The sequence below is a fragment of the Alcanivorax xiamenensis genome (assembly GCF_009846745.1).
Taxonomy (GTDB): domain Bacteria; phylum Pseudomonadota; class Gammaproteobacteria; order Pseudomonadales; family Alcanivoracaceae; genus Alloalcanivorax; species Alloalcanivorax xiamenensis.
This window is the reverse complement of sequence record NZ_AQPF01000004.1, coordinates 147,453-170,621: the sequence shown is the minus strand read 5'-3', so window position 1 is coordinate 170,621 and position 23,169 is coordinate 147,453. Positions and strand designations below refer to the sequence as shown.

The following is a 23,169-nucleotide window of genomic DNA, read 5'->3' as shown; positions in this document are numbered from 1 at the left end:
AAGCCAGCTTCCCACGGAGGGGCCACGAAGCCGCTGTGGGAAGCTGGCTTGACAGCCAATACTGCGCGACTTCAGGTCCCCAAGGCTCCACCGCCCTATTCCCCTTTCTCCCCCCAGCGCGCCACCAGTGTCTGCGACACCCCCAAGTGATCCAGCAGGCGCGCCACCACGAAATCCACCAGATCCTCCACCCGTTGCGGGCGATGGTAGAAGCCCGGCGCCGCCGGCAGGATGGTCACCCCCAGCCGCGCCAGCTTCAGCATGTTTTCCAAATGCAAAGCGGATAATGGCGCTTCCCGGGGCACCAGGATCAGGTGGCGGCGTTCCTTGATGGCCACGTCAGCGGCCCGTTCGATCAAATTATCGCTGGCGCCATTGGCAATGGCCGACAGCGTGCCGGTGGAACAGGGACACACCACCATGGCCGCCGGCGCGCCACTGCCGGAGGCCACCGGCGCGGTCCACTGCTCCAGGCCACAGACCACCAGACGGCCCTTGTCGGTACCGCTCCAGTCCCGCAACGCGGTCTCGGCGGCGCCGGTACCCGCGGGCAGCTTGAGATCGGTCTCGGTACCAATCACCACCCGCGCCGCCTTCGACAGCAAGACGTATACCTCGCAGTCCGCTTCCAGCAGACATTGCAGCAAGCGCAGCCCGTATGGGGCTCCGGAAGCACCGGTGAACGCCAGAGTGACCCGTTGTCGCATCGCGCTCTCTCCCATTCAGGCCCGTGCCGCGCCGAGGGCTTCCAGCAGCTTGCCGTGGATGCCGCCAAAACCACCGTTGCTCATCACCACCAGATGGCATGGGCCGCGTTCACCAGCGGCCACCGCCGCCACCAGCGCCTCAAGATCCTGCTCCACCCGCGCCGGCACCGGCGACCGCGCCACCACCTCATCCAGGGACCAATCCAGACCCGGCGGCTGATACCAGATCACCTGGTCGGCGGCGGCGGTGCTTTGCGCCAGGGTATCGCGATGGCGGCCCAGGCGCATGGTATTGGAACGCGGTTCGATGATCGCCACGATACGCTGCCTACCAACCTTGCGGCGGAGCCCGTCCAGGGTAGTGGCGATGGCCGTGGGATGATGAGCGAAATCGTCGTAAACGTACACACCCGCTATCTCGCCACGCAGTTCCATTCGGCGCTTCACGCCCTGGAACGCGCTCAACGCTTCCGCTCCCTGGGCCAGGGTCACGCCCACATGCCGTGCCGCCAGCAGCGCCGCCATGCCGTTGTTGACGCTGTGGCGGCCAGTTTGCGACCAGTTCACCCGGCCCACCGTCTCACCCTTTTCCAGCACCTCGAAGGCGGAGCCGTCCTCCGCCAATAGACGATAGCCGGGATCGGCGCCCTCGCCGAAGCGCTCCAGTTCGCTCCAGCACCCTTTTTCCAGAGTCTCCTCCAGAGCGGGCTCTCCTTGCGGCAGAATAATCCTGCCCTGAGACGGAATGGTGCGGATCAGATGGTGGAACTGGGTCTGGATCGCGGCCAGATCAGCGAAGATATCGGCGTGGTCGAACTCCAGATTATTGAGAATGGCGGTGCGCGGCCGGTAATGAACGAACTTGCTGCGCTTGTCGAAAAACGCGGTGTCGTACTCGTCCGCCTCGACCACGAAGAACGGGCTCTCGCCCAGACGGGCGGAAACACCAAAGTTGGCCGGCACGCCGCCAATCAGGTAACCGGGATTCAGTCCCGCGTGTTCGAGAATCCAGGCCAGCATGCTGCTGGTGGTGGTCTTGCCGTGGGTGCCGGCCACCGCCAGTACCCAGCGGCCGGGCAACACCACTTCCGCCAGCATCTGCGCCCCGGAGGTGTACGGCAAACCACGATCCAGCACCGCCTCCACCGCAGGATTGCCACGGCTCAAGGCATTGCCGATCACCACCAGATCCGGGGCCGGCTCCAGTTGCGAAGGGTCATAGCCCTCGGTGAGGTCGATACCGGCGGCGGCTAACTGGTCACTCATCGGTGGGTAGACGTTCTGATCGGCGCCGGTGACCCGGTGTCCCTGGGCCCGGGCCAGCTGCGCCAGCGACCCCATGAAAGTACCGCAAATACCCAGAATGTGAATGTGCATCGAGTTCCTCTCGCCGACTCCCCGACCATCGCGGGGCAAACCCCCGCACCATAGCGATAACCGGCGGTCAGGTGAAGAGCCGGGGTCCTGCTCAACGGGCGATGGCCGGTCGCCGGCGGCTGCTACCAGGCATAGCTCACGCTCGCGATGACATTACGGCGATCACCATACCAGCAGTAGTAAGCGCTGGAGCAGGTGGCGATGTATTCCTTGTCGGCCAGATTCTTGGCCGCCACCTGGAATTTCCAGTCCTGCCACTGATAGCTCACCGTGGCATCCCAAAGCGTGAACGATGGCACACGATGCTCACGGGTATTATCGTTATCGCCATAGGTCTCTCCCACGTAACGCACGCCAGTGCCCACGGCGAGGCCTTTCATCGGCCCTCCCAGGAAACTGTACTTGGCCCAGGCCGAAGCCAACGTCCTGGCCACCTGCTCCGGGCGATTGCCCTCCTGGGCCTTATTGGCGTTCTCCTTGATTTCCGGATCCATGAAGGTGGCGTTGGCGATCACGCTGAGACTCGGCGTGATATTGGCAACCGCTTCCAGTTCCACCCCTTTGTTCTCGACCTCGCCAATTTGCTGCAAGGTCTGCGCGGCGCCCGTGGCCATATTTTCCTTGGTGGCCTGGAACAACGCCATGTTGAAATAACCATCAAAACCGCGCGGCTGATACTTGAGGCCCAATTCGACATTGTCACCGGATTCCGGTTTGGCCTCGTTAGTGCCCTCCCTGGCGATTTCAATCCGCACTGGCAGGAAATACCGGGAATAGTTAGCGTAGGCGGTTACTCCATGATCGAACAGGTACGCCAGGCCGGTACTGGTGGTCCACTCCTCATTCCGTGTACTCTGCCGCGCGGAAAGCGTTTTGTTTTTGTACTCCTGTTTGGCGTGGTCATAACGGACGCCGAACAGGAAGACGAAGCGATCATTGAACTTCATCTGATCCTGCAGATAAGCACCGGCCTGATAGAAATCGATGTCTCTTTCTTGCCGCTCGGCTTCGGTCAGGGGGTCACACAACCCGGTCACGGGATCACAGTTTGTCACTGGTGTCAGTGAGCCGGCGCCTCGGTAGCTGGGATTGTAAGGATTGAGAGTCGCCGGAACGTAGCCTCCCAGAGCCGATTCATAATAGCCCATGACCGGGTCACCATAGGTTTTCCCATTGATGGACAAACTCTGGTAATCCAGTCCCACCAACAGCGTGTGGTCGATATCGTTGAAGCTCCATTTGTGGATCAAGCGGTTATCCACATTGAAACCATCGGCCTCCCCCTCTTCATCGGAAAGCCCGCGCAGCACCTGGCTGTCTGAAGTTGGAAGATAACCCAACGAATACATCTGCCGCAGATCCATCTTCATATGTTGATAGCGGGTATATTGCTGGAATTTGGTACTGTCGCTGAAACGATGCTCCAATTGGTAGCCGATGGAGGATTGTTCACGTTCAAACTTTTCATAGTCAGGGTTGCCGATGGCCACATCATCGCCAATCTCACCGTTCGGATTCGGCCTGATCACTCCGCTGGTGGGCAAGAATTGGAGATAGGGATCGGAATCGTCTTTTTGATAGGACGCCAACAGCGTCAGGTCGGTATTGTCTCCCAGTGCGGCCGTGAAAGATGGCGCGATGAGCGTGCGCTCAGCATCCACGTCGTCCACCCGGGTTTCACTGTCACGCCTTAACGCTACCAGGCGGTAGGCATGCCCGTCTCCAACCGGTCCGGTGACATCCACGGACAGTTGCTTACGGTCGTAGCTACCGTACTCCAAACCCACGTAGCCACTAGAGTAGGAACGCGGACGCTTGCTGACGGTATTGACGGCACCGCCAGGAGGGTTCTGTCCGTACAAGGCGGACGGCGCGCCACGCAGAATTTCCACCCGTTCCAGGCCAAAGGGATCAATCTGCCAGCTGTAGAAGCCATACGAATAGACCCGGGTGCCATCGCGGTACAAACCGTTGTTGGCCTGATCAAACCCGCGAATAACAAACCAGTCCTGCTTGTTATCTTCACCGAAATAGTTCGCCTGAATGCTGGGCGTGTATTGCAAAGCGTCGGCGATGCTGATCGAGGCACGGTCTTCCATTTGCTCACGCGTGACGATAGAGATGGCACGCGGAGTCTCGCTCACCGGGGTATTGATTTTAGTCGCGGTGAGACTGCGTTGCCCCACATAACCAAAGTCCTCTTGCCCCAAGGCGCCGTCAGCCCGCGCCCCAACCTCCACCGTATCCAGTTGTCGGGTGGAGGAGCCGTCCTGAGCCCAGGCATGGCCAGTGAGCATGGCGGCGGCCACCGCCCAAGTCATTGGGTGGCGGGTGCCCCAGCCCCATCGTTGTTGTGTGTTACCGGATCGGCTAGCCATAAAATCTCCTGGCGGATAACTGGCAAGATAATAGGAATGATTCGCATTATACAAAGATTACATATTCCCGCCAGATCCCATTCCAATCCGCCTGACTATGGATCAGCACACCGACAATACTTTAAGCCGGTTAATGGATTACCATGGAACGTGGCCGCCCCTCTCTTCCTCGCGGAAGCGGTGGCCGCTTTCTTTCACTACGAATACGTTTTTCGTTATTGTCTTGGGAGACATCATGCTGACAATTAAAAGTCCCGAAGAACTGCAAACTTGGGAAGGCAAGGAACTCGGCGTTTCCGAGTGGGAAACCATCAGCCAGGAGCGCATCAACCAGTTCGCCGAAGCCACCGGTGACCATCAGTGGATCCACGTGGACGTGGAACGGGCCAACAAGGAATCCCCCATGGGCGGCCCCATAGCTCACGGTTACCTGACGCTGTCCTTGATCCCCATGTTCAAGGATCAGATCTACGCCATCGAAGGCGTCAAGGCCGGCATCAATTACGGCCTCAACGGCTGCCGCTTCCTCGCCCCGGTCCCCGCCGGCGCCCGCGTCCGCGCCCGCTTCGTGATGAAATCCGTCACTCAGAAAGGCGAAGGCCGCTACCTGCTCTGCAACGAAGTCACCATCGAACTGGAAGGCAGCGACAAACCGGCCTGCGTGGCGGAAAGCCTGGGGATGGTGCTTTTTTGAGTTGACAGTTGATAGTGGACAGTTGACAGCGAAAGGCTAAAACCGAGCATTGCGGTTATGCAAAAATGGATTGCCAATTAGCAATCTCGCCGTTGTTACTGATTGTCCTTCCTGAAGGTTTATAAAACCTATGAGGCCGCGCCCAAAGCCTGGGCGCGGCCTCTTTGCTTTTGCTCTGCTTTTTTTCGCTGTCAACTGTCCACTATCAACTGTCAACTGCTCTTCTCAGTGGCTGATCATCCACGGCCGTGCGGAAGGGAACATTTTCTTGCCGTCGGCGGTGTAGAACACTTTCGGCGAGGGTTTGGCGTGATGGCAGCAGCCCTGTTCCTTTTCGCTGTGGTCGTTGCCGCGTCGGGGTTCGTGGGCGGCGCGTTCGTTGCGTTCCATGGCCTGACGACGGGCCGGTGCCATGTCGAGCACTTCCGGCGGCACCATGATCACCCGGGGAGCCAGTTCATCGCATTGTGGACAGGCCCGGGCGATGCCGGATTCCGTCACCGCCACCAGGGCATGAAACAGTCCATGGTTCGCGCATTTGTAATCGTATAACGGCATCACTGCCCTCCCCTATTTATCTTTCGCCAGCGGTACGTCCATGGAACCGGCCACGCTGTGTTGCGGGCCATCGACTCCCGGTTTGAGATCGAAATCGAAGATATCAGTGGGCAGCCATAAGGTGGCGCAGGCGTTGGGCACGTCCACCACGCCGCTGATGTGGCCCTGCACCGGCGCGCATCCCAACAGCGAATAGGCCTGGGCACCGGAATAACCGAATTTCTTCAGGTACTCGATGGCGTTGAGGCAAGCCTGGCGATACGCAATATGCACGTCCAGGTAGTGTTGCTTGCCCTCCTCGTCCACGGAAATACCTTCGAAGATCAGATAGTCATCGTACTTCGGCGCCATCGGGCTGGGTTTGAAGATCGGGTTCTTGATCGCGTATTTTTCCATGCCGCCTTTGATCAGATTCACACGCATGTGAATCCAACCGGCCATTTCAATGGCGCCGCAGAAGGTGATCTCGCCATCCCCCTGGCTGAAGTGAAGATCCCCCACGGACAATCCCGCGTCCTTCACATACACCGGAAAATAAATTTGCGAGCCACGGGAAAGATCCTTGATATCGCAGTTACCGCCATGCTCCCTCGGCGGCACCGTCCGCGCGCCTTCCGCGGCGGCGGCATTGCGGGCGTCACCGTTCAGCTTGCCCATGTGCGCGGTATCCGCGAACGGCAGGTTAACCAGACCGGGCACCCGGTCCGGATCGGTATCATAAAGTTCTTTTTCCCGCTTGTTCCATTCGTCCAGCATGCTCTTGGACGGCAGGCAGCCAATCAATCCCGGGTGGATCAGACCGGCGAATTCCACGCCGGGAATGTGGCGGGATTTGGTGAACATGCCATTGAAGTCCCAGATGGTTTTCTGCGCTTCCGGAAAGTGCTCGGTCAGAAAGCCGCCACCATTCTGTTTGGAAAAGAAGCCGTTGAAACCCCACTGGCTTTCCTGGAAAGTGCCGATGTCGAGAATGTCCACCACCAGCAGATCTCCGGGCTCGGCGCCTTCCACACCCACCGGGCCGGACAGGAAATGCACCTGAGTCAGGTCCACGTCGCGAACGTCCTCGGCGTTGTCGTCGTTGTTGATTTGCCCGCCAGTCCAGTCGTGACATTCCACGATGAAGTCATCACCGGGTTTCACCATGGCGGCCATGGGAATATCCGGATGCCACCGGTTATGTACTTTCTCGTTCTCGTACGGGGACTTGTTCAGATCAATTTTAATGATGGTCTCAGCCATGGTGTGCTTCCCTCCGCTCAACGTCGTCATCCCATGCCTCGGCAGGGATCATGAATCAGAGCCTGCCGGGCTGGCTCTGACACTATCGCGCCGGCCACCGGCCGGCGCCATTGGTGAAAACACCCCGGCGCCTACGTTGTATGACGTAGTCCGTCGCGGGGGTCGGTCTCCATTACCGGCACGACCTCCAAGGTACCACCGGTGGTTCGTACCAGGAATCGATGAATGTCGGGATGGCTGAACATAGCCGCGGCCACCTTCGGCTCCAGCTCATTGCGCAGGCGTCGCCGCAGGTCGCGGGCGCCATAGCGGATGTCCTGCCCCGCACGGAATCGGCTCCGCGCCGCCGGTTGCCAGGACAGAGAAACGTCTCTTCTTTGCAGTCGGTCCGCCAGACGATCCAGCTCCATTTCCAGTAACCCGTCGGCCCGTTGTGGGTCCAGCGGTTGAAAATAGTGAATACGGTCGATGCGATTGATGAACTCGGGATCGAAATACTCACGCACCGCCTGCTCCGGGATGCGCTCCGTCGCCGTCGGGCGCAACGCCAGCCAACGACGCCAGCCTCGGCGATAGCGCGCCAATCGGGTCTGCGCTTCACGGGCACCGAGATTGCTGGTCATGAAGATCAGGCTATTGCGGAAATCCAGCTCCCGGGTGCCGGCGGACAAAGCCAGCCGGCCATGATCCAGCACGTTCATCAAAGCCCGTATTACCCGGACGTCAGCCTTTTCAATTTCGTCAAACAGCACCACTCCCGGTTTGCGGAAAGTGCCGCGCAGCCGCTCCTCATCCAGCAGGGTATGTCCTTCCTTACTACCGACATATCCAGGTGGCGCACCGATGAGAGCGGCGGCATAGTGCTCTTGGGCCAGGGTGTTCATATCCACCCGGCACAGCGCGTCGGCGCGACCGTGCAACGCCTCGGCCAGCAGCCGCACGGTTTCGGTCTTGCCAACACCGGTGGGCCCGACAAACAGGTGCACCGCCAGCGGCCGTTCCGGATCCGAAATATCCGCTTTGATCCGCGTCAGCATCGCTTCCAGATCCGCCAGCACCGGATCCTGACCTACGATGCGGGCACTCAGCCGCGCCATCACCTGATCCGGCTCGAACTGGAATCGGGAGGCGCGGGCCCCCGGTGTCACCGGCGGTGGCCGGGACTCCGCCTGCTCCATCAGGCGTTCGTTGATGAAAGGCACCGGCGTCTACTCCCCCGCCGCCCTTTCCTTTTCCGGCACCGGCGGATTCCCCACCGGACAGTCCGCCACGCCAACCGTATCGCGGGTCATGGCTTCCACCTGTTCCTGCGCTTTCCGCGCGTCCAGCACCCAGGTTCGATAAAAATCGAATGGACAATCGGCCACGCCCTTGTCACCGTCACCGGAGTTGTGCACACCGGTATAGCCGCGATGCAGCAACTTGAACAGATGGTTCTGGGACTGATCGTTGGCGCGGGCATCACGGATCTGGCTGACGGAAAGCTGAGCGTATTGCACGCCCATCTCCTCTTCACCGCATTCCCCCAGGGTACGGCCATCGAAACCTACCAGAGCGGAATGCCCGAAGTAGGAATAGACCCCGTCAAAGCCGGTGGCGTTGGCCACCGCCACGTAGCAGTTGTTGGCCCAGGCCATGGTCTTGGCCATCATGATCTGCTGTTCCTTGGCCGGATACATATAGCCCTGACAACGCACGATCAACTCCGCGCCCTTCATGGCACAATCCCGCCAGATCTCCGGATAGTTACCGTCGTCACAGATAATCAGACTGATCTTCAGCCCTTTCGGCCCTTCGGTAACGTAGGTGCTGTCACCGGGATACCAGCCCTCGATCGGGCACCAGGGGATGCACTTGCGGTATTTCTGCACAATGCGTCCCTGGTTATCGATCAGCACCAGCGTGTTATACGGCGCCTTGTGGGGATGGTCTTCATGGCGCTCACCAGTGAGCGAGAACACCCCCCAGGTGTTCGCCTCGCGGCAGGCGGCGGCGAAAATATCGGTTTCATCGCCCGGCACGGTGGCGGCGGTGGCCATCATTTCGCCGGGGTCGTACATGATCCCCATGGTGCTGTATTCGGGGAACACCACCAGGTCCATGCCCGGCAATCCGAGCTTCATACCCTTGATCATCCCGGCGATGTGACGCGCGTTGTCCAGCACTTCTTCACGGGAGTGCAGACGCGGCATTTTGTAGTTCACCACCGCCACGCCGACGGTGTCGGCACTACTGGAAATATCACCATGACGCATTGCTTGTCTCCTCGGATTCAGACCGCCAGATAGGCGGCGATTTTTTTCTGGTTCGCGCCTTCCCGGTCCTCTTCATGCACGAAGCGTCCTTTCTCGATCACCAGAATGCGATCCGACACGTCCATGACAAAGCTCAACACCTGTTCGGATACCAGAATGGAAAGCCCACGTGTATCGCGGATTTTTCGCAGCGTTCGCGCCAGCTCCTGGATGATGGAGGGCTGGATCCCCTCGGTGGGTTCATCGAGAATCAGCACCTTGGGATCGGTGGCCAGGGCACGCGCTATGGCCAGCTGTTGCTGCTGCCCGCCGGACAGGTTGCCGCCTTTGCGTGACGCCATATCCTTGAGCACCGGGAACAGCTCGTATAAATCCGAGGGAATGCCCTTGCGGCCGGAAGCGGCCAGGCCGGTCTCGATATTTTCCTTCACCGTCAAAGTGGGAAAGATCATCCTTCCTTGCGGCACGAAGCCGAGCCCGGCCTTGACTCTTTGATGGCTTTTCAGCGGCATCAGATCAACGCCCAGCATGGACAACACGCCCTCTCTGGCCGGCACCATGCCGACCATGGATTTCATCAACGTGGTCTTGCCCATGCCATTGCGGCCGACCACGGCGACAATCTCGTTCTCGCCCACGTCCAGTTGCAAGTCATGGATCACCTCACTCTGGCCGTAAGCCACGGAGTAGTTTTGCAATCTCAGCATGATCAGTGTCCCAGGTAGACTTCAACCACTTTCGGGTCGGCTTTGACGTGGGCCAGGGAACCTTCGGACAACACCTGCCCCTGGTGCATCACGGTGACACGATCGGCGATGTCACCGACGAACTGCATGTCGTGCTCGATCACCAACACGGTGTGATTGCGGGTTATCACTTTGAGCAACTCAGCGGTTTTCTTACGCTCCGCTACCGACATGCCCGCCACCGGCTCGTCCAACATCAACAGATCCGGTTTCTGGATCAGCAGCATGCCGATCTCCAGCCACTGTTTTTGTCCATGGCTGAGCAGATCGGCACGGCGGTCCAGTTGATCCGCCAGAAAAATGGTCTCCGCCACCTCGTGGACCGCGTCGATGACCTGCTGATCACGACGGAATGCCAGTGCCCCCATCACTGAACGCCCGCGCGGATAGGACACTTCCAGGTTCTCGAACACGGTGAGGTCGTCATAAATGGACGGATTCTGGAACTTGCGCCCCACCCCGGAGCGAACGATCTGGTGCTCCTTCATCCGCGTCAGATCCTGCCCTTTGAAACGGATGGCGCCATCGGTGGCCCGGGTCTTGCCGCAAATCAGATCGAGCACCGTGGTCTTGCCAGCACCGTTGGGTCCGATGATGACGCGGATCTCGTTATGTTCCAGATACAGGGACAGGTCGTTGACCGCCTTGAAGCCATCGAAGGACACCGTCAGCCCTTCCACGGTGAGGATAAAATCCCGGGACGTGCTCATGGGGTTTCCTCCATCTGACGGGCCGGAGCCGTGGACGGTGTTCTGGCCGCTTTACCCAGGCCACCCAGGATTTTTTTCTCCAGCGGCATCAGATAACGCTGATACAAACCGGCAATACCGTTGGGGAACGCCAGCACCACGGCAATGAACAGCGCGCCCATGGCATACAACCAGAGTTCCGGAAAGGATTCGGAGAACCCGGTTTTCGCCGCGTTCACCAACAGCGCGCCATATACCGCGCCGAGCAATGAATGACGCCCGCCCACGGCGCAGAAGATCACCATTTCAATGGACGGCACGATGCCGACAAAGGACGGCGACATGAAGCCCACCTGCAAGGTGAACAGGGCGCCGCCGATGCCGGACAGCGCCGCCGCCAGACAGAACACGAACACCTTGAACGAGGCCACGTCGTAACCAGAGAAGCGAACCCGGTCTTCCTGGTCCCGCATCGCCACCAGGATGCGGCCGAGTTTGCTGCCCAGCACATGCCGGGTCAGCAACACGCAGGCCAACAGCAAACCGGCGGTCACGAAGTACAGCACTGTCTTGGCTTCATTGCCGCGAATATCCCAGCCCATCAGCGTGCGCAGGTCGGTGATGCCATTGGCGCCGCCGGTGAAGCCCTGCTGGCCGATGATGAGGATGGTGAGAATGGCGGCGATCGCTTGGGTAATGATGGCGAAATAAACGCCACCGACGCGCCGCTTGAACATGGCCACGCCGATGATCAAGGCGAGGATCACCGGCACCATCACCACCGCGATCAGAGTGAAGGAGAAGCTGTGGAACGGCTGCCAGAACCAGGGCAGCTCGGTGACCTGGTTCCAGTCCATGAAGTCGGGAATGCCCGGCGTGGACTGGCTGGCGGTGGCCTCGGGACTGGACGCTTCCAGCTTCAGAAACATGGCCATGCAATAGCCGCCCAGCCCGAAGAAAACACCCTGACCGAGACTGAGAATGCCACCCTTGCCCCAGCACAATACCAGCCCCACGGCGACGAAGGCGTAGGTCAGGTACTTGCCCACCAGGTTGAGACGGAAGGCGTCCAAAAGCACGGGAAACACCAGCAACAGCAGTGCCGCCAACACCAGGAAATAGAGATTCTCCCGGGACATCAATGACGATGCGGATGGAGTGGTTTTCATCACGGCCTCCTAACGGCGAACCTTGAGGGCGAACAAACCCTGAGGACGCAACATGAGAATGCCCACCACCACCAGCAACGTCAGTACCTTGGCCATGGAACCGCTGAGGAAGAATTCCATGGTGGACTGGGCCTGGGAAATGGTGAACGCGGATGCGATGGTGCCGAGCAGACTTTGCGCGCCGCCGAACACCACCACCAGGAAAGTGTCGACGATGTACAACTGCCCGGAAGTGGGACCGGTGGACCCGATCATGGTGAACGCCGCTCCGGCCACGCCGGCGATACCGCAGCCCAGGGCAAAGGTGATCCGGTCCACTTTGCCGGTATCAATCCCTACCGCTTCCGCCATGGGCCGGTTCTGCACCACCGCGCGCACCTGACGGCCCCAGCCGGAACGGAACATCAACAGATAGACCAGCGTGGCGATGACCAGCGTCACCACCATCACGATCAGGCCGTTGATGGGAATTTCCACCAGGTCGGTAACGGCGATGGAGCCCATCATCCAGTCCGGCAGGCTCACCCCCACTTCGCGGGCACCGAAGATCGAGCGATAAGCCTGCTGCAGGATCAGACTCAGCCCCCAGGTGGCCAACAGGGTATCCAGCGGCCGGTGGTACAGATGGCGTATCATCAACCATTCCACCAGCATTCCCAGCAGAGCGCTGGCAATGAACGCGAGGAACATGGCGACAAAGAAATAAATGCCGTACAGACCGGGCATCACATTTTCAAACAGACCGGCGGTCAGGTAGGTGGTGTAGGCCCCCAGAATCATGAACTCACCGTGGGCCATGTTGATGACGCCCATCTGGCCGAAAATAATCGCCAGCCCCAGAGCCATCAGCACGAAAATGGAAAACAACGACAAGCCGGCAAAGCCTTGCATGGCGAAAATCGACATCAGCTCCGGCATGGAATAATCAGCGAACATGGCGTTCTCCCGGGCAACCTTTCGCGTCGAATCGGGCCGGCACCCTCACGGGTGCCGGCGGTCTGGTTACTTGTAACCTTCGGGGAACGGATCCGGCTCCATCAGATCCTCGGTCTCGTACACCACTTTGTACTGGCCGTCTTTTTGCGCCTGGCCAATGCGTGCCTTGGACCACAGGTGGTGATTCTCATGGATGCGGACATAGCCTTCCGGTGCCGTTTTCAGTTCAATGCCCGGGAACACTTCACGGATCTTGTCGACGTCGAAAGAGCCGGCTTCCTCCACCGCCGCCTTCCACAGCCAGGGACCGAGATAAGCCGCCTGGGTCACATCGCCGATCACGATGTCATCACCCCAACGCTCCTTGAACGCTTTCACGAACGCTTCGTTGTTGGGGTTATTCAGGCTCTGGAAGTACTTCATGGAAGCGTAGGCGCCTTCCACGTTCTCGCCGCCGATGCCGAGGATTTCATCCTCGGTGACGGAGATGGTCAGCAGCAGCGGCTTTTCCTTGGTCAGATCGATGCCGGCGGCCTTGAGCTGCTTATAGAATGCCACGTTGGAGCCCCCCACCACGGAAGCAAAGATAACGTCCGGCTTGCGCAGCTTGATCTTGTTGATCACCGAGTTGAACTGAGTGTGGCCCAGCGGGTAGTACTCCTCACCCACCACTTTCAGACCTTTCTTCTCGATGTGCTTGCGAGCGATCTTGTTGGAGGTGCGCGGCCAGATGTAGTCGGAGCCGAGCAGGTAGAAGGTCTTGGCGCCTTTCTCCTTCACCACCCAGTCGATACTGGCGAGGATCTGTTGCGTCGCTTCCTGGCCGGTGTAGATCACGTTCGGTGATTGTTCCAATCCTTCATAGAAGGTCGGGTAATAAAGCATGCCGTTGTACTGCTCGAACACCGGCAGAACCGCCTTGCGGGACGCCGATGTCCAGCAGCCGAACACCGTCGCCACCTTGTCATTGACCAGCAGCTTGCGGGCTTTCTCGGCGAAGGTGGGCCAGTCACTGGCGCCGTCCTCCTGGATGTACTCGATCTTGCGACCCAGCACCCCGCCTTGGGCGTTGATCTGTTCGATAGCCAGTTTTTCCGCCTGCACCGAGCCGGTTTCACTGATCGCCATGGTGCCGGTGATGGAATGCAGGATCCCCACCTTGACGGTATCGTCGGTCACCGCCAGGCCGGTGCTGTTGACCTCATCGGCCCCGCTTACCCCGGGCAACCCCAACGCGGCCCAGGCCAGCAGACCGGCCCACCCCAATCGCCGTTTCAAACCCGGCGCCGTTACCTTTGCTCTCGTCATGGTCTTCCCCTCGTCAGCGGTTCGGACCGACCGGCTCCAGGACCGGCGGTCATTGGCAACGAGTATGGGAAAGGGCCGGCGGGCGGCCCATTCGGTGATTGGGTCAGGCCTATACGTCATTTTCCCCATAGGCGGCCCGCCACCCGGGGGGTACCGTCGGGCCCGGGAAATAAAGACAGCCCGTGACCAAAGATTGGGCACGAATCCTGCTTCTTTCTATTTGCAGAACCTTTAGTCGAAGAGACTTTGACGCTGTGCACGGTGCCCAGGGACCGCGCACCACTTCCATTCGGGTGGGTGAACGACGCTGACATGCAGCAACGAATCTTTCCGGTCCGACGTAACTACAACCAATGGGTCGCCAATCAGACTCTGGAGGACTACGCCCTGCGGTTCACCGCCAAGTCCGCCCGGCGCTGGTCACCGGGGCGGGTGGCGCTGACCGCCCTGGGCGCGATCTCGTTTCTCGCCCTGGAGGCGATCGGCGCCGCCATTACCCTTAACCATGGTTTCACCAACGCGGCCTGGGCCATCGCCGTATTCAGCGTCACTATCTTCCTGCTCGGCGTCCCGGTCAGCTACTACGCCGCCCGCGACGGTGTCGACATTGATCTTCTCACCCGCGGCGCTGGTTTCGGCTACCTGGGTTCGACCATCGCGTCGCTGATCTACGCGTCCTTCACCTTCATCTTCTTCGCTCTGGAATCGGCGATCATGGCGATGGCCCTGGAAGTCCTGTTCGGCCTGCCGCTGACGTTGGGCTACGTAATCAGCTCCGTGGTGGTGATTCCACTGGTGACCCATGGCATCACCTATCTCACCCGGTTCCAGGCCTGGACCCAGCCATTCTGGGTTATCCTGCACTTACTGCCGTTCGTGTTCATTCTCTGGCAGGACCCGCAGTCCCTGGACCGCTGGTTCCAGTTCCCCGGAGGCAGCACCAGTCACGGCGGTTTCGATCTGCTACTGTTCGGCGCCGCCTCCACGGTGTTGTTCTCGCTGGTGGCGCAGATCGGTGAGCAAGTGGATTTTCTTCGTTTCATGCCGGAGAAGACCCCCGCCACCCGGGTTCGCTGGTGGGCGGCCATGCTTGCCGGCGGCCCCGGCTGGATCGTGGTCGGCGCCCTCAAGGCACTGGCCGGCTCCTTTCTGGTGGTATTGGCGATGCACCACGGTCTGCCGCAAAGCCAGGCCCAGGAGCCGATGCACATGTACCTGATGGCGTTTTCTCACGTCACCAGCCACCCGGCCGCCCTGCTGGCGCTGGCCGGTATTTTCGTGGTGTTGTCGCAGCTGAAGATCAACGTCACCAATGCCTACGCCGGCTCCATCGCCTGGTCCAATTTTTTTTCACGCCTGACCCACAGCCACCCCGGCCGGGTGGTGTGGCTGGTGTTCAACGTGATGATCGCGCTGCTGCTGATGGAGATCGGCATTTATCGGGCGTTCGAGTCAATTCTGAGCAGCTACGCCATGGTGGCGGTGGCCTGGATCGGCGCCCTGGTGGCGGACCTGGTGATCAACAAACCGCTCGGTTTGAGTCCCAAACACATCGAGTTCAAACGCGCCTATCTGTATGACCTCAATCCGGTGGGCTGCGGTGCCATGCTGCTGGCCACCCTGGTGGGCCTGGCCTGCAAGGCCGGCGCGCTGGGCGCCACCTGCGAGGCACTGGCCTCGTTCATCACCCTGTTCACCGCCTTCCTGTCCGCGCCGCTGATCGCCGTGGCCACCGGAGGGCGCTACTACATCGCCCGGCCACCGTCATGGCCGGAGTCGGTGGAGGGCAAACCCTGTTGTATCTGCGAACATGCCTTCGACCAGGAAGACATGGCATTCTGCCCCGCCTACAACGGGCCGATCTGTTCGCTGTGCTGTTCGCTGGACGCCCGCTGCCACGACAGTTGCAAGCAGGATGCCCGCTTCCAGCAGCAACTGATGGGCTGGCTCGCGGGCATCCTGCCGGATCGTGCCCTCAACCACCTGCGCACCCGCATAGGGCATTTTCTCGGCCTGCTACTGGTGGTGACGTCACTGCTGGCCGCCTTTCTGACACTGGTTTATTACCAGGCCGCCGCCGGCGAACCGCCGGCACGGGCGGTGCTGGCCGCGACCCTGGCCAAGCTGTTCGTGATTCTGGTGATCATGAGCGGCGTGGTGGCGTGGCTGTTCGTGCTCGCCCACGAAAGCCGCCGGGTAGCAGAGGAAGAAACCCAGAAACAAACCCGCGCCCTGATGGCGGAGATCAGGGCCCACGAAAAAACCGATCGCGAACTGCAGAAAGCCAAGGAGCTGGCGGAGGCCGCCAATCAGGCCAAGAGCCGCTATCTCACCGGTCTCAGCCACGAGCTTCGTTCCCCGTTGAACGCCGCCTACGGTTATGCCCAATTGCTGGAGCACGATCCCGCCATTCCAGACAACCGCCGGGACGCCGTTGCCGCCATCCGTCGCAGTACTGGCCATCTCTCCGACCTGATCGAAGGGTTGCTGGAGATCTCCAAGATCGAGGCCGGCAGACTGGAGCTGTACCGTAACCGGGTGCGGGTACCGGCGCTGATCGACGAGCTGGTGACCATGTTCCGGCTGCAGGCGGAGGACAAGGGCATCGGCTTCGAGTTCAAGCCGCAAGGGCGCATCCCGGAATGGGTGGCCACCGACGAGAAGCGCTTACGCCAGATTCTGATCAATCTGTTATCCAACGCCATCAAATTCACCGACCGGGGCCAGGTCACTCTGCACTTCCGCTATCGTTCCCAGGTGGCGGAGTTCATCGTGCGCGACACTGGTGTCGGTATCGCCGAGGAGGACCAGGCGCGCATCTTCCGGCCGTTCGAGCGGGTACGCAAACCGGGCATGCCGGTGGTTCACGGCACCGGTCTGGGCCTGACCATCACCAAGCTGCTGGCCGATATCATGGGCGGCGACATCCAGGTCAACAGCATCGCGGGACAAGGCAGCGAGTTCCGGCTCTCGGTGATGCTTTCCAGCCTGGCGCACAACCGCGATCAGGACCGCGAACCGACCCGCCCGGTGCACGGTTACCGGGGCCCGCGCCGCACCCTGCTGGTGGTGGACGACGACCCGTCCCACCGTGGTCTGATCAGTGATCTGCTCACCCCATTGGGTTTTCAGGTGCTGGAGGCCCCGGACGGCCGCACCGCCCTGGCGATGCAGGCCCAGAGCCTTCCGGATCTGATTCTGATGGACGTGGCCATGCCCGGCCTGAACGGCTGGCAAACCACCCAGGCCCTGCGCCAGGCCGGCTGCCCGGCGCCGATCGTGATGCTGTCCGCCAACGCCCGCGAAGCCGCCCATGCCAACGCCTTCAGTGACGGCCCCCACGACGATTATCTGGTGAAACCGTTCAAACTGAGCGCGCTGCTGGAAACCCTGGCCCGCCACCTCCGCCTGGATTGGGAGCACCGCCCACCGCCGTCACCAACCGGGGATGTCCCCACGCCGCCGCTGGACAAGGCATTGCGTGACGAGTTGGTGGCGCTGGCGGAAATTGGCCATTTGCGGGGGCTGCAGGAACGCCTGGAACGCGCCCGCCGGGACCGGCATCTGCCGGCGCCGCTGGCCGAGACGTTGACCGCTTCCCTGCGCCGCTTCGACTTCCATCAGGTGATCCAAGTGCTGGAGCGCGCGCCATGAGACAACCCGATCGCAAGGACCTGATCCTGGTGGTGGACGATTCCCCGGACTCCCTGGGCATGATTCATCAAGCCCTGGAACAGGCGGATTTGACCGCCCTGCTCGCGCTGGACGGTCAGCAGGCACTCAATATTGCTGAAAAGATGGTGCCGGATCTGATTCTGCTGGATGCGATGATGCCGCATATGGACGGCTTCGAGACCTGCCGGCGATTGAAAAGCCAGCCAGCGCTGGCATTGATTCCGGTGATCTTCATGACCGGCCTCAGCGACGCCGAGGATGTGGTGCGCGGGTTGGAAGCCGGTGGCGTGGACTACGTCACCAAGCCGGTGCGTCCCTCGGAGTTGATCGCCCGCATTCGTGTGCACCTGACCAATGCCCGCCAGACCCAAAGCGCCCGCAGCGCCCTGGACCGCTTCGCCCAGGCCGCCTTCTCCACCGACCGCGACGGCCGCTGGCAATGGGCAACACCGCAGGCGGAGCAGTTGCTTGACGATGGCGCCGGCGGTCGCGACACCTGGCTGGCGCTGCTGGCGCGGCACATCGTGGACTGGCTCGGCCGGGCGCCGCAACCGTCGGATCTGCACACCGTCAGCGACGGTGGCGCCACCTTTCGCCTGCGTTTTCTCGGCGAGGTCACCGCCGGCGAATTTCTGTTCCGTATTCATCAGCACGACGAGGAGGAAGGCGCGGAGCGTTTGCGCGCCCAGTTGCGGCTGACGCCCCGGGAAGCTCAGGTGCTGCTGTGGATCGCCCAGGGCAAGACCAACCGGGAAATCGGCCAGATTCTGACTCTGAGTCCGCGTACCGTGAACAAGCACCTGGAGCAGGTGTTCCGCAAACTGGGAGTGGAAAACCGCACCTCGGCGGCGGCCATGGCGCTGGGGTGTCTCGGGGTATAGAGGTGACTACAAGGCCACTGTGGGAAGCTTGCTTGCAAGCGAATACTGGGCCCGAACCAAAACATTCGCTTGCAAGCAAGCTTCCCACGGCGGCTCCGTGGCTTTCTCCGCGGGCGGCGCAGCCGCGTCAGCGGTTCAGCACCTCCGGCATGAACGCCGCCAGCGTCATATAGGTGAGAATCAGCAGGGAGAACGCCAGCGCCAGGCCCAGCAGCGGGCTGACATCCAGGGAACGGTGGTAGATAAAGCTCTGCACCGCCAGTTGCCAGCTCACCAGCATGAAATAGAGGCCGTCGATGATCGGGATCGGCTGCGACGCGGCCATGTTGGCGATCAGTAACGGCAGCGCCACCAGGGATAGCAACAGATCCAGCCCCAACAACGCGATCATGGTCTGCACCCAGCGCGCCAGCAACCCCTTGAAAGCCAGCGCGGCGGTGGTCACGGCGGTGACCAGCGACAACGAAATCCACTGCACGGCGATCAGTTGGCCAGCGGGCAGGCTGGTCTGCAGATTGGCGCTGAGCCCCTGCATGATCAGCCAGGCCACCAGCAGAATCACCAGCAGCGGCGGTGTATAGGGCATATCCTCCGGCCCCTTGCGAAACAGACTCAGGCGCCAGAACAGACGAATCAAAGCGTTCATATCTCCTCCCGGAGCGCTATTGTTCCAGAGCCGGCAGCCCGACACCATCCCGGGGGACAGGCCGGTGTGTTTTCCGCTAGAATGCGCGCGATTTCAACGGTAGGCCGCCGCGCCGGCGCGGCCAGCTCAGGGAGTTTGCAATGGGGTCCAGAAACGCCTTTTACGCACAGTCCGGCGGAGTTACCGCCGTGATCAACGCCTCCGCGGCGGGAGTGATCGAAACCGCCCGCGCCCACAAGGGTGTGATCGGCAAGGTCTATGCCGGTCGTAACGGCATCATCGGTGCGCTCACCGAGGATCTGATCGACACCAGCAAGGAAAGCAAAAGCGCCATCGCCGCGCTCAAGCACACCCCCGGTGGCGCCTTCGGCTCCTGCCGCTACAAGCTGAAGGACCTGAAAACCTCCCAGCGCGAATACGAGCGTCTGATCGAGGTGTTCAAGGCCCACGACATCGGCTACTTCTTCTACAACGGCGGCGGTGACTCCGCCGATACCTGTCTGAAGATTTCCCAGTTGTCCAAGACCATGGGGTATCCGATCCAGGCGATTCACGTACCGAAAACCGTGGACAACGACCTGCCGATCACCGACGTCTGCCCGGGCTTCGGCTCCGTCGCCAAATACACCGCGGTGAGCTGCCGCGAAGCAGCTCTGGACGTGGCCAGCATGTGCGCCACTTCCACCAAGGTGTTCGTGATGGAAGTGATGGGCCGCCACGCCGGCTGGATCGCCGCCGCCGCCGGTCTCGCCAAGGAACAGAACGAAGATGCGCCGCATCTGATCCTGTTCCCGGAAATCGCCTTCGACCAGCAGGCATTCCTGAAGAAAGTGGACGAGACGGTAAAGAAGGTAGGTTACTGCGTCATCGTCGTCTCCGAAGGGGCACGCACCGCTGACGGCACCTTCCTGGCGGACGCCGGCACCACCGATGCTTTCGGCCACAAACAACTGGGCGGCGTGGCGCCGGTGCTGGCTCAGCTGGTGAAGAACGAGCTGGGCTACAAATACCACTGGGCGGTCAGTGACTATCTGCAACGGGCGGCGCGTCATATCGCCTCCGCCACCGATGTGGAGCAGGCCTACGCGGTGGGCCGCGCCGCGGTGGAATTCGCCGTGGCCGGCAAAAACGCCGTGATGCCCACCATCGAGCGCAAGAAAACCAAGAAGTACGGCTGGACCATCGGTGAGGCGCCGCTGAAGAAAGTGGCCAACGTGGAAAAGAAAATGCCGCGTAAATTCATCACCAAGGACGGCTTCGGCATTACGCCCTCCGCCCGCGACTATCTGGCGCCACTGATCGAAGGCGAGTCCTACCCGCCCTACAAAAACGGCCTGCCGCAGTTCGCCAAGCTGAAACTGGCCGCGGTGCCGAAAAAGCTGAACGACAAGTTCGAGGTATAAGCCGTCTCAAAGAGATCGTGGTCCACGGACCGCTTTGGCTCGCTTGACCTGAATTCACACAATATTCGCCGCCAAGGCAGCTCCCACAGCGGCTTCGTGGTTCCTCTGTGGGAAGCTGGCTTGCCAGCGAATTACGGGACACCCGTGCTCCAGCAACGGCGATATTGTTGGTGACCGGCTCGCCACCAAAGCAAACCATTCTCATTATTGCTACAATTCCCCTGCCCACCCGGGTAACCAACCATAACGGGGATCACCATGCGACCAATCACTTTGCGGCTTTCCTCTCTCTCATTATCCCTGCTTGCCATCGGCGCCTTCCCCACCGCACAGGCGCAAACCTCCGGGGAAGAAGATGACACCGAGCCGTATCAGCTGGCGCCGGTGGAGGTGCAATCCAGCGCCGACGCCTCCGCCGGTGGCCTGAGCAAAGCCTATGCCGGCGGCCAGGTGGCGGAAGGCGGCTCCGTCGGCATTCTCGGCAACCAGTCGGTTATGGAGACCCCATACAGCTTCACCAGCTACACCGAGCAGTTGATCGAGGACCAGCAGGCCGCCAGTGTCGGCGAGATACTGCTCAATGATCCGGCGGTGCGGGTGGCCCGGGGCTTCGGCAACTACCAGCAGCTGTATATGGTGCGCGGCCTGCCGGTGTATTCCGATGACATGACCTACAACGGCCTGTACGGGTTGCTGCCGCGACAATATCTGGCCTCGGAATTCGTCGAGCGGGTGCAGGTGTTCCGGGGCGCCAACACCTTCCTGAAAGGCGCCGCCCCCGGTGGCAGCGGTCTCGGCGGCGGTGTCAACGTGCTGCCCAAACGCGCGCCCAACGAACCGATCAACCAGCTCACTCTGGGCGCCCAGAGCGGTGGCCAGGCCATGATCGCCGCCGACGTCGCCAACCGCTCCGACGACGGCCGCTTCGGTATTCGCGTGAACGCCGCCCGCCGCGACGGCGACACCGCCGTGGATGGTGAGGAATCGGAGCTGTCCATGGCCCACATCGGCCTGGATTATCGCGGTGACGCCCTGCGCGTCTCCGCCGACCTGGGTTTCCAGAAGCACCGTATCGACGGTGGGCAACCGAATATCACCTTCGCCCCTGGTGTACCGATTCTGGATGCCCCGGACGCCGACGAATCCCTCGGCCAGTCCTGGACTTACTCGGATTCCAATGATCTGTTCGGCACCTTGCGCGCGGAGTATGACTTCACCGATAACATTACCGGCTGGGCGGCGTTTGGGGCTCGGGAAAGTAAAGAAGATTCCATATTCGCCAATCCAACCGTCGACGATGCCAGCGGCAACTACACCGCCAGCCGCTTCGATACGGCTCGGGAAGACAGTGTGATCACAGGTGAAACTGGAGTGCGCTTCACTTTCGATACCGGGCCGATCAAGCATGCCGTCAGCGTTTCGGGCTCCACTTATGAACTGGAAGCGGATAACGCCTACGCCATGTCATCGGCCAGCGTCACCGGCAATCTATACTCTCCTGAAGATGTCCCGCGCCCCCTTGCTAACGCGTACAGTGGCGGTAATCTCGACAGCCCTGGCCGCACCATCAAGACCCGTTTCCAAAGTATCGCCATCTCCGACCAGCTATCCATGCTGAACGACCGCCTGTTGGTGACCCTCGGCGGACGTTATCAAACACTGAAGGACTATAGCTACGACTACGACTCCGGTGATCGCCTCGGTGCCGCCAGCTACGATGACAATGCGTTTACCCCATCAGCGGGCCTGTTGTATAAGCTCACACCATCCGTGTCGCTGTATGCAAGCTACATAGAAGGACTGACCAAAGGTAAGAGAGCACCCGCCCAGACTTCCAATGGAGATCCCGTAATCAACGCAGGCGAAGCTCTGGAACCGTTCGAGACTAAACAGAGTGAAGTGGGCGTTAAGTTTGACCGAGGACAGCTGGGAGGCAGCCTCACGGTTTTCCGTAGCCGTACCCCCATAGCAGGCTTGAATTCCGATGATGTTTACAAGATCGTCGGCCACCAGGAAAACACCGGCGTTGAATTGATGGCCTACGGCAACCTCACCCGTGACCTCACCGTGCTCGGTGGCGTCAGCTTCCTGGACGCGGATGTGGACGGGAACGACGCCATTGGCTCACCGGAAACCCAGGCCAACCTGAACCTGGAATATCGGGTGCCTCAGCTACCGGATCTGGCGTTGGATGGCCGGGTGATCTACACCAGCTCGCAGTACGCGGACGAAGCCAACACCCAGAAAGTGGATGCCTGGACCCGGCTGGATCTGGGCGCCCGTTACCTGATCGCTCTCAATGATTCCATGTTCCTGACCCTGCGCGGACGGGTGGAGAACGTCACCGGCGAGGACTATTGGGCTTCCGCTGGCGGTTTTCCAGGTGCCGGCTATCTGACCATCGGAGCGCCTCGCACCGTCCTGGTGTCAGCAACCTTGAACTATTAAGCTCCCCTGACCCGACACCCAGGTGCCCCGCTGCGGGGCGCCCAGGCAGTTCCCCGT

Annotated in this window: 18 protein-coding genes; 5 read left to right on the top strand and 13 right to left on the bottom strand. The window is 60.8% G+C overall.

The window, feature by feature from the left end; translation table 11 throughout:
- Nucleotides 1-95: 95 nt before the first annotated feature.
- The 3 genes from A6D6_RS04820 to A6D6_RS04810 form a co-directional block, all read right to left on the bottom strand.
- Nucleotides 96-707 carry a flavin prenyltransferase UbiX gene (locus A6D6_RS04820; protein ID WP_133490263.1) on the bottom strand — a complete coding sequence of 204 codons (612 nt, stop codon included), beginning with the start codon at nucleotides 705-707 and terminating at the stop codon, nucleotides 96-98.
- Nucleotides 708-722: 15 nt separating this feature from the next.
- Nucleotides 723-2,084 carry a UDP-N-acetylmuramate:L-alanyl-gamma-D-glutamyl-meso-diaminopimelate ligase gene (mpl, locus tag A6D6_RS04815; RefSeq protein ID WP_159660092.1) on the bottom strand — a complete coding sequence of 454 codons (1,362 nt, stop codon included), beginning with the start codon at nucleotides 2,082-2,084 and terminating at the stop codon, nucleotides 723-725.
- A gap of 122 nt (nucleotides 2,085-2,206) precedes the next feature.
- Nucleotides 2,207-4,462 (bottom strand): TonB-dependent siderophore receptor, encoded by a 2,256-nt coding sequence (locus A6D6_RS04810; RefSeq protein WP_159660091.1) that lies wholly within the window; start codon nucleotides 4,460-4,462, stop codon nucleotides 2,207-2,209.
- A gap of 235 nt (nucleotides 4,463-4,697) precedes the next feature.
- Here A6D6_RS04810 and A6D6_RS04805 point away from each other — a divergent pair, with 235 nt between their 5' ends.
- A complete protein-coding gene (locus A6D6_RS04805) occupies nucleotides 4,698-5,156 on the top strand; it encodes a MaoC family dehydratase (protein WP_133490260.1) in 459 nt (152 codons plus the stop codon).
- Nucleotides 5,157-5,381: 225 nt separating this feature from the next.
- On the opposite strand, the gene A6D6_RS04800 is transcribed toward A6D6_RS04805, so the two are convergent.
- The 9 genes from A6D6_RS04800 to urtA all read right to left on the bottom strand — a co-directional run bounded on the left by A6D6_RS04800 (nucleotide 5,382) and on the right by urtA (nucleotide 14,059).
- Nucleotides 5,382-5,714, bottom strand: coding sequence for a zinc ribbon domain-containing protein (locus A6D6_RS04800; RefSeq protein ID WP_133490259.1), 333 nt, complete (start codon nucleotides 5,712-5,714; stop codon nucleotides 5,382-5,384).
- A gap of 12 nt (nucleotides 5,715-5,726) precedes the next feature.
- Complete coding sequence (fmdA, locus tag A6D6_RS04795; protein ID WP_133490258.1) at nucleotides 5,727-6,956, bottom strand: formamidase; 1,230 nt, start codon at nucleotides 6,954-6,956, stop codon at nucleotides 5,727-5,729.
- 131 nt (nucleotides 6,957-7,087) lie between these two features.
- Nucleotides 7,088-8,158: an AAA family ATPase gene (locus A6D6_RS04790; protein WP_159660090.1), complete on the bottom strand. Its 1,071-nt coding sequence runs from the start codon at nucleotides 8,156-8,158 to the stop codon at nucleotides 7,088-7,090.
- 6 nt (nucleotides 8,159-8,164) lie between these two features.
- Nucleotides 8,165-9,211 (bottom strand): aliphatic amidase, encoded by a 1,047-nt coding sequence (locus A6D6_RS04785; RefSeq protein WP_133490256.1) that lies wholly within the window; start codon nucleotides 9,209-9,211, stop codon nucleotides 8,165-8,167.
- Between the two features lie 17 nt (nucleotides 9,212-9,228).
- A complete protein-coding gene (urtE, locus tag A6D6_RS04780) occupies nucleotides 9,229-9,918 on the bottom strand; it encodes an urea ABC transporter ATP-binding subunit UrtE (protein ID WP_133490255.1) in 690 nt (229 codons plus the stop codon).
- A 2-nt stretch (nucleotides 9,919-9,920) separates the two neighbouring features.
- Complete coding sequence (gene urtD / locus A6D6_RS04775) at nucleotides 9,921-10,667, bottom strand: urea ABC transporter ATP-binding protein UrtD (RefSeq protein ID WP_159660089.1); 747 nt, start codon at nucleotides 10,665-10,667, stop codon at nucleotides 9,921-9,923.
- Nucleotides 10,664-11,815 (bottom strand): urea ABC transporter permease subunit UrtC, encoded by a 1,152-nt coding sequence (urtC, locus tag A6D6_RS04770; protein WP_159660088.1) that lies wholly within the window; start codon nucleotides 11,813-11,815, stop codon nucleotides 10,664-10,666. Before urtC ends, urtD begins: the two co-directional genes overlap by 4 nt.
- A 9-nt stretch (nucleotides 11,816-11,824) precedes the next feature.
- Nucleotides 11,825-12,751, bottom strand: a complete 927-nt coding sequence (gene urtB, locus A6D6_RS04765) for an urea ABC transporter permease subunit UrtB (RefSeq protein WP_133490252.1) — start codon at nucleotides 12,749-12,751, stop codon at nucleotides 11,825-11,827.
- A gap of 66 nt (nucleotides 12,752-12,817) precedes the next feature.
- Complete coding sequence (gene urtA, locus A6D6_RS04760; RefSeq protein WP_133490251.1) at nucleotides 12,818-14,059, bottom strand: urea ABC transporter substrate-binding protein; 1,242 nt, start codon at nucleotides 14,057-14,059, stop codon at nucleotides 12,818-12,820.
- Between the two features lie 312 nt (nucleotides 14,060-14,371).
- Between urtA and A6D6_RS04755 the strand changes: the two genes are divergently transcribed.
- A complete protein-coding gene (locus tag A6D6_RS04755) occupies nucleotides 14,372-17,713 on the top strand; it encodes a hybrid sensor histidine kinase/response regulator (RefSeq protein ID WP_159660087.1) in 3,342 nt (1,113 codons plus the stop codon).
- Nucleotides 17,710-18,615 (top strand): response regulator transcription factor, encoded by a 906-nt coding sequence (locus tag A6D6_RS04750; protein ID WP_159660086.1) that lies wholly within the window; start codon nucleotides 17,710-17,712, stop codon nucleotides 18,613-18,615. The genes A6D6_RS04755 and A6D6_RS04750 overlap by 4 nt, the downstream gene beginning before the upstream one ends.
- A gap of 127 nt (nucleotides 18,616-18,742) precedes the next feature.
- Here the strand turns inward: A6D6_RS04750 and A6D6_RS04745 are convergent, their stop codons facing one another.
- Nucleotides 18,743-19,261 carry a hypothetical protein gene (locus A6D6_RS04745; protein ID WP_159660085.1) on the bottom strand — a complete coding sequence of 173 codons (519 nt, stop codon included), beginning with the start codon at nucleotides 19,259-19,261 and terminating at the stop codon, nucleotides 18,743-18,745.
- A 140-nt stretch (nucleotides 19,262-19,401) separates the two neighbouring features.
- Here A6D6_RS04745 and A6D6_RS04740 point away from each other — a divergent pair, with 140 nt between their 5' ends.
- The gene (locus A6D6_RS04740; RefSeq protein ID WP_159660084.1) at nucleotides 19,402-20,664 is read left to right on the top strand and encodes a 6-phosphofructokinase; all 1,263 of its coding nucleotides are present in this window, start codon (nucleotides 19,402-19,404) and stop codon (nucleotides 20,662-20,664) included.
- Nucleotides 20,665-20,922: 258 nt separating this feature from the next.
- Nucleotides 20,923-23,112: a TonB-dependent receptor gene (locus tag A6D6_RS04735; protein WP_159660083.1), complete on the top strand. Its 2,190-nt coding sequence runs from the start codon at nucleotides 20,923-20,925 to the stop codon at nucleotides 23,110-23,112.
- Nucleotides 23,113-23,169 lie beyond the last annotated feature (57 nt).

Coding starts and splice junctions, on each gene's coding strand:
- A6D6_RS04820 (WP_133490263.1), bottom strand. CDS start 707: ATGCGACAACGGGTCACTCTGGCGTTCACCGGTGCTTCCGGAGCCCCA.
- mpl (WP_159660092.1), bottom strand. CDS start 2,084: ATGCACATTCACATTCTGGGTATTTGCGGTACTTTCATGGGGTCGCTG.
- A6D6_RS04810 (WP_159660091.1), bottom strand. CDS start 4,462: ATGGCTAGCCGATCCGGTAACACACAACAACGATGGGGCTGGGGCACC.
- A6D6_RS04805 (WP_133490260.1), top strand. CDS start 4,698: ATGCTGACAATTAAAAGTCCCGAAGAACTGCAAACTTGGGAAGGCAAG.
- A6D6_RS04800 (WP_133490259.1), bottom strand. CDS start 5,714: ATGCCGTTATACGATTACAAATGCGCGAACCATGGACTGTTTCATGCC.
- fmdA (WP_133490258.1), bottom strand. CDS start 6,956: ATGGCTGAGACCATCATTAAAATTGATCTGAACAAGTCCCCGTACGAG.
- A6D6_RS04785 (WP_133490256.1), bottom strand. CDS start 9,211: ATGCGTCATGGTGATATTTCCAGTAGTGCCGACACCGTCGGCGTGGCG.
- urtE (WP_133490255.1), bottom strand. CDS start 9,918: ATGCTGAGATTGCAAAACTACTCCGTGGCTTACGGCCAGAGTGAGGTG.
- urtD (WP_159660089.1), bottom strand. CDS start 10,667: ATGAGCACGTCCCGGGATTTTATCCTCACCGTGGAAGGGCTGACGGTG.
- urtC (WP_159660088.1), bottom strand. CDS start 11,815: ATGAAAACCACTCCATCCGCATCGTCATTGATGTCCCGGGAGAATCTC.
- urtB (WP_133490252.1), bottom strand. CDS start 12,751: ATGTTCGCTGATTATTCCATGCCGGAGCTGATGTCGATTTTCGCCATG.
- urtA (WP_133490251.1), bottom strand. CDS start 14,059: ATGACGAGAGCAAAGGTAACGGCGCCGGGTTTGAAACGGCGATTGGGG.
- A6D6_RS04755 (WP_159660087.1), top strand. CDS start 14,372: ATGCAGCAACGAATCTTTCCGGTCCGACGTAACTACAACCAATGGGTC.
- A6D6_RS04750 (WP_159660086.1), top strand. CDS start 17,710: ATGAGACAACCCGATCGCAAGGACCTGATCCTGGTGGTGGACGATTCC.
- A6D6_RS04745 (WP_159660085.1), bottom strand. CDS start 19,261: ATGAACGCTTTGATTCGTCTGTTCTGGCGCCTGAGTCTGTTTCGCAAG.
- A6D6_RS04740 (WP_159660084.1), top strand. CDS start 19,402: ATGGGGTCCAGAAACGCCTTTTACGCACAGTCCGGCGGAGTTACCGCC.
- A6D6_RS04735 (WP_159660083.1), top strand. CDS start 20,923: ATGCGACCAATCACTTTGCGGCTTTCCTCTCTCTCATTATCCCTGCTT.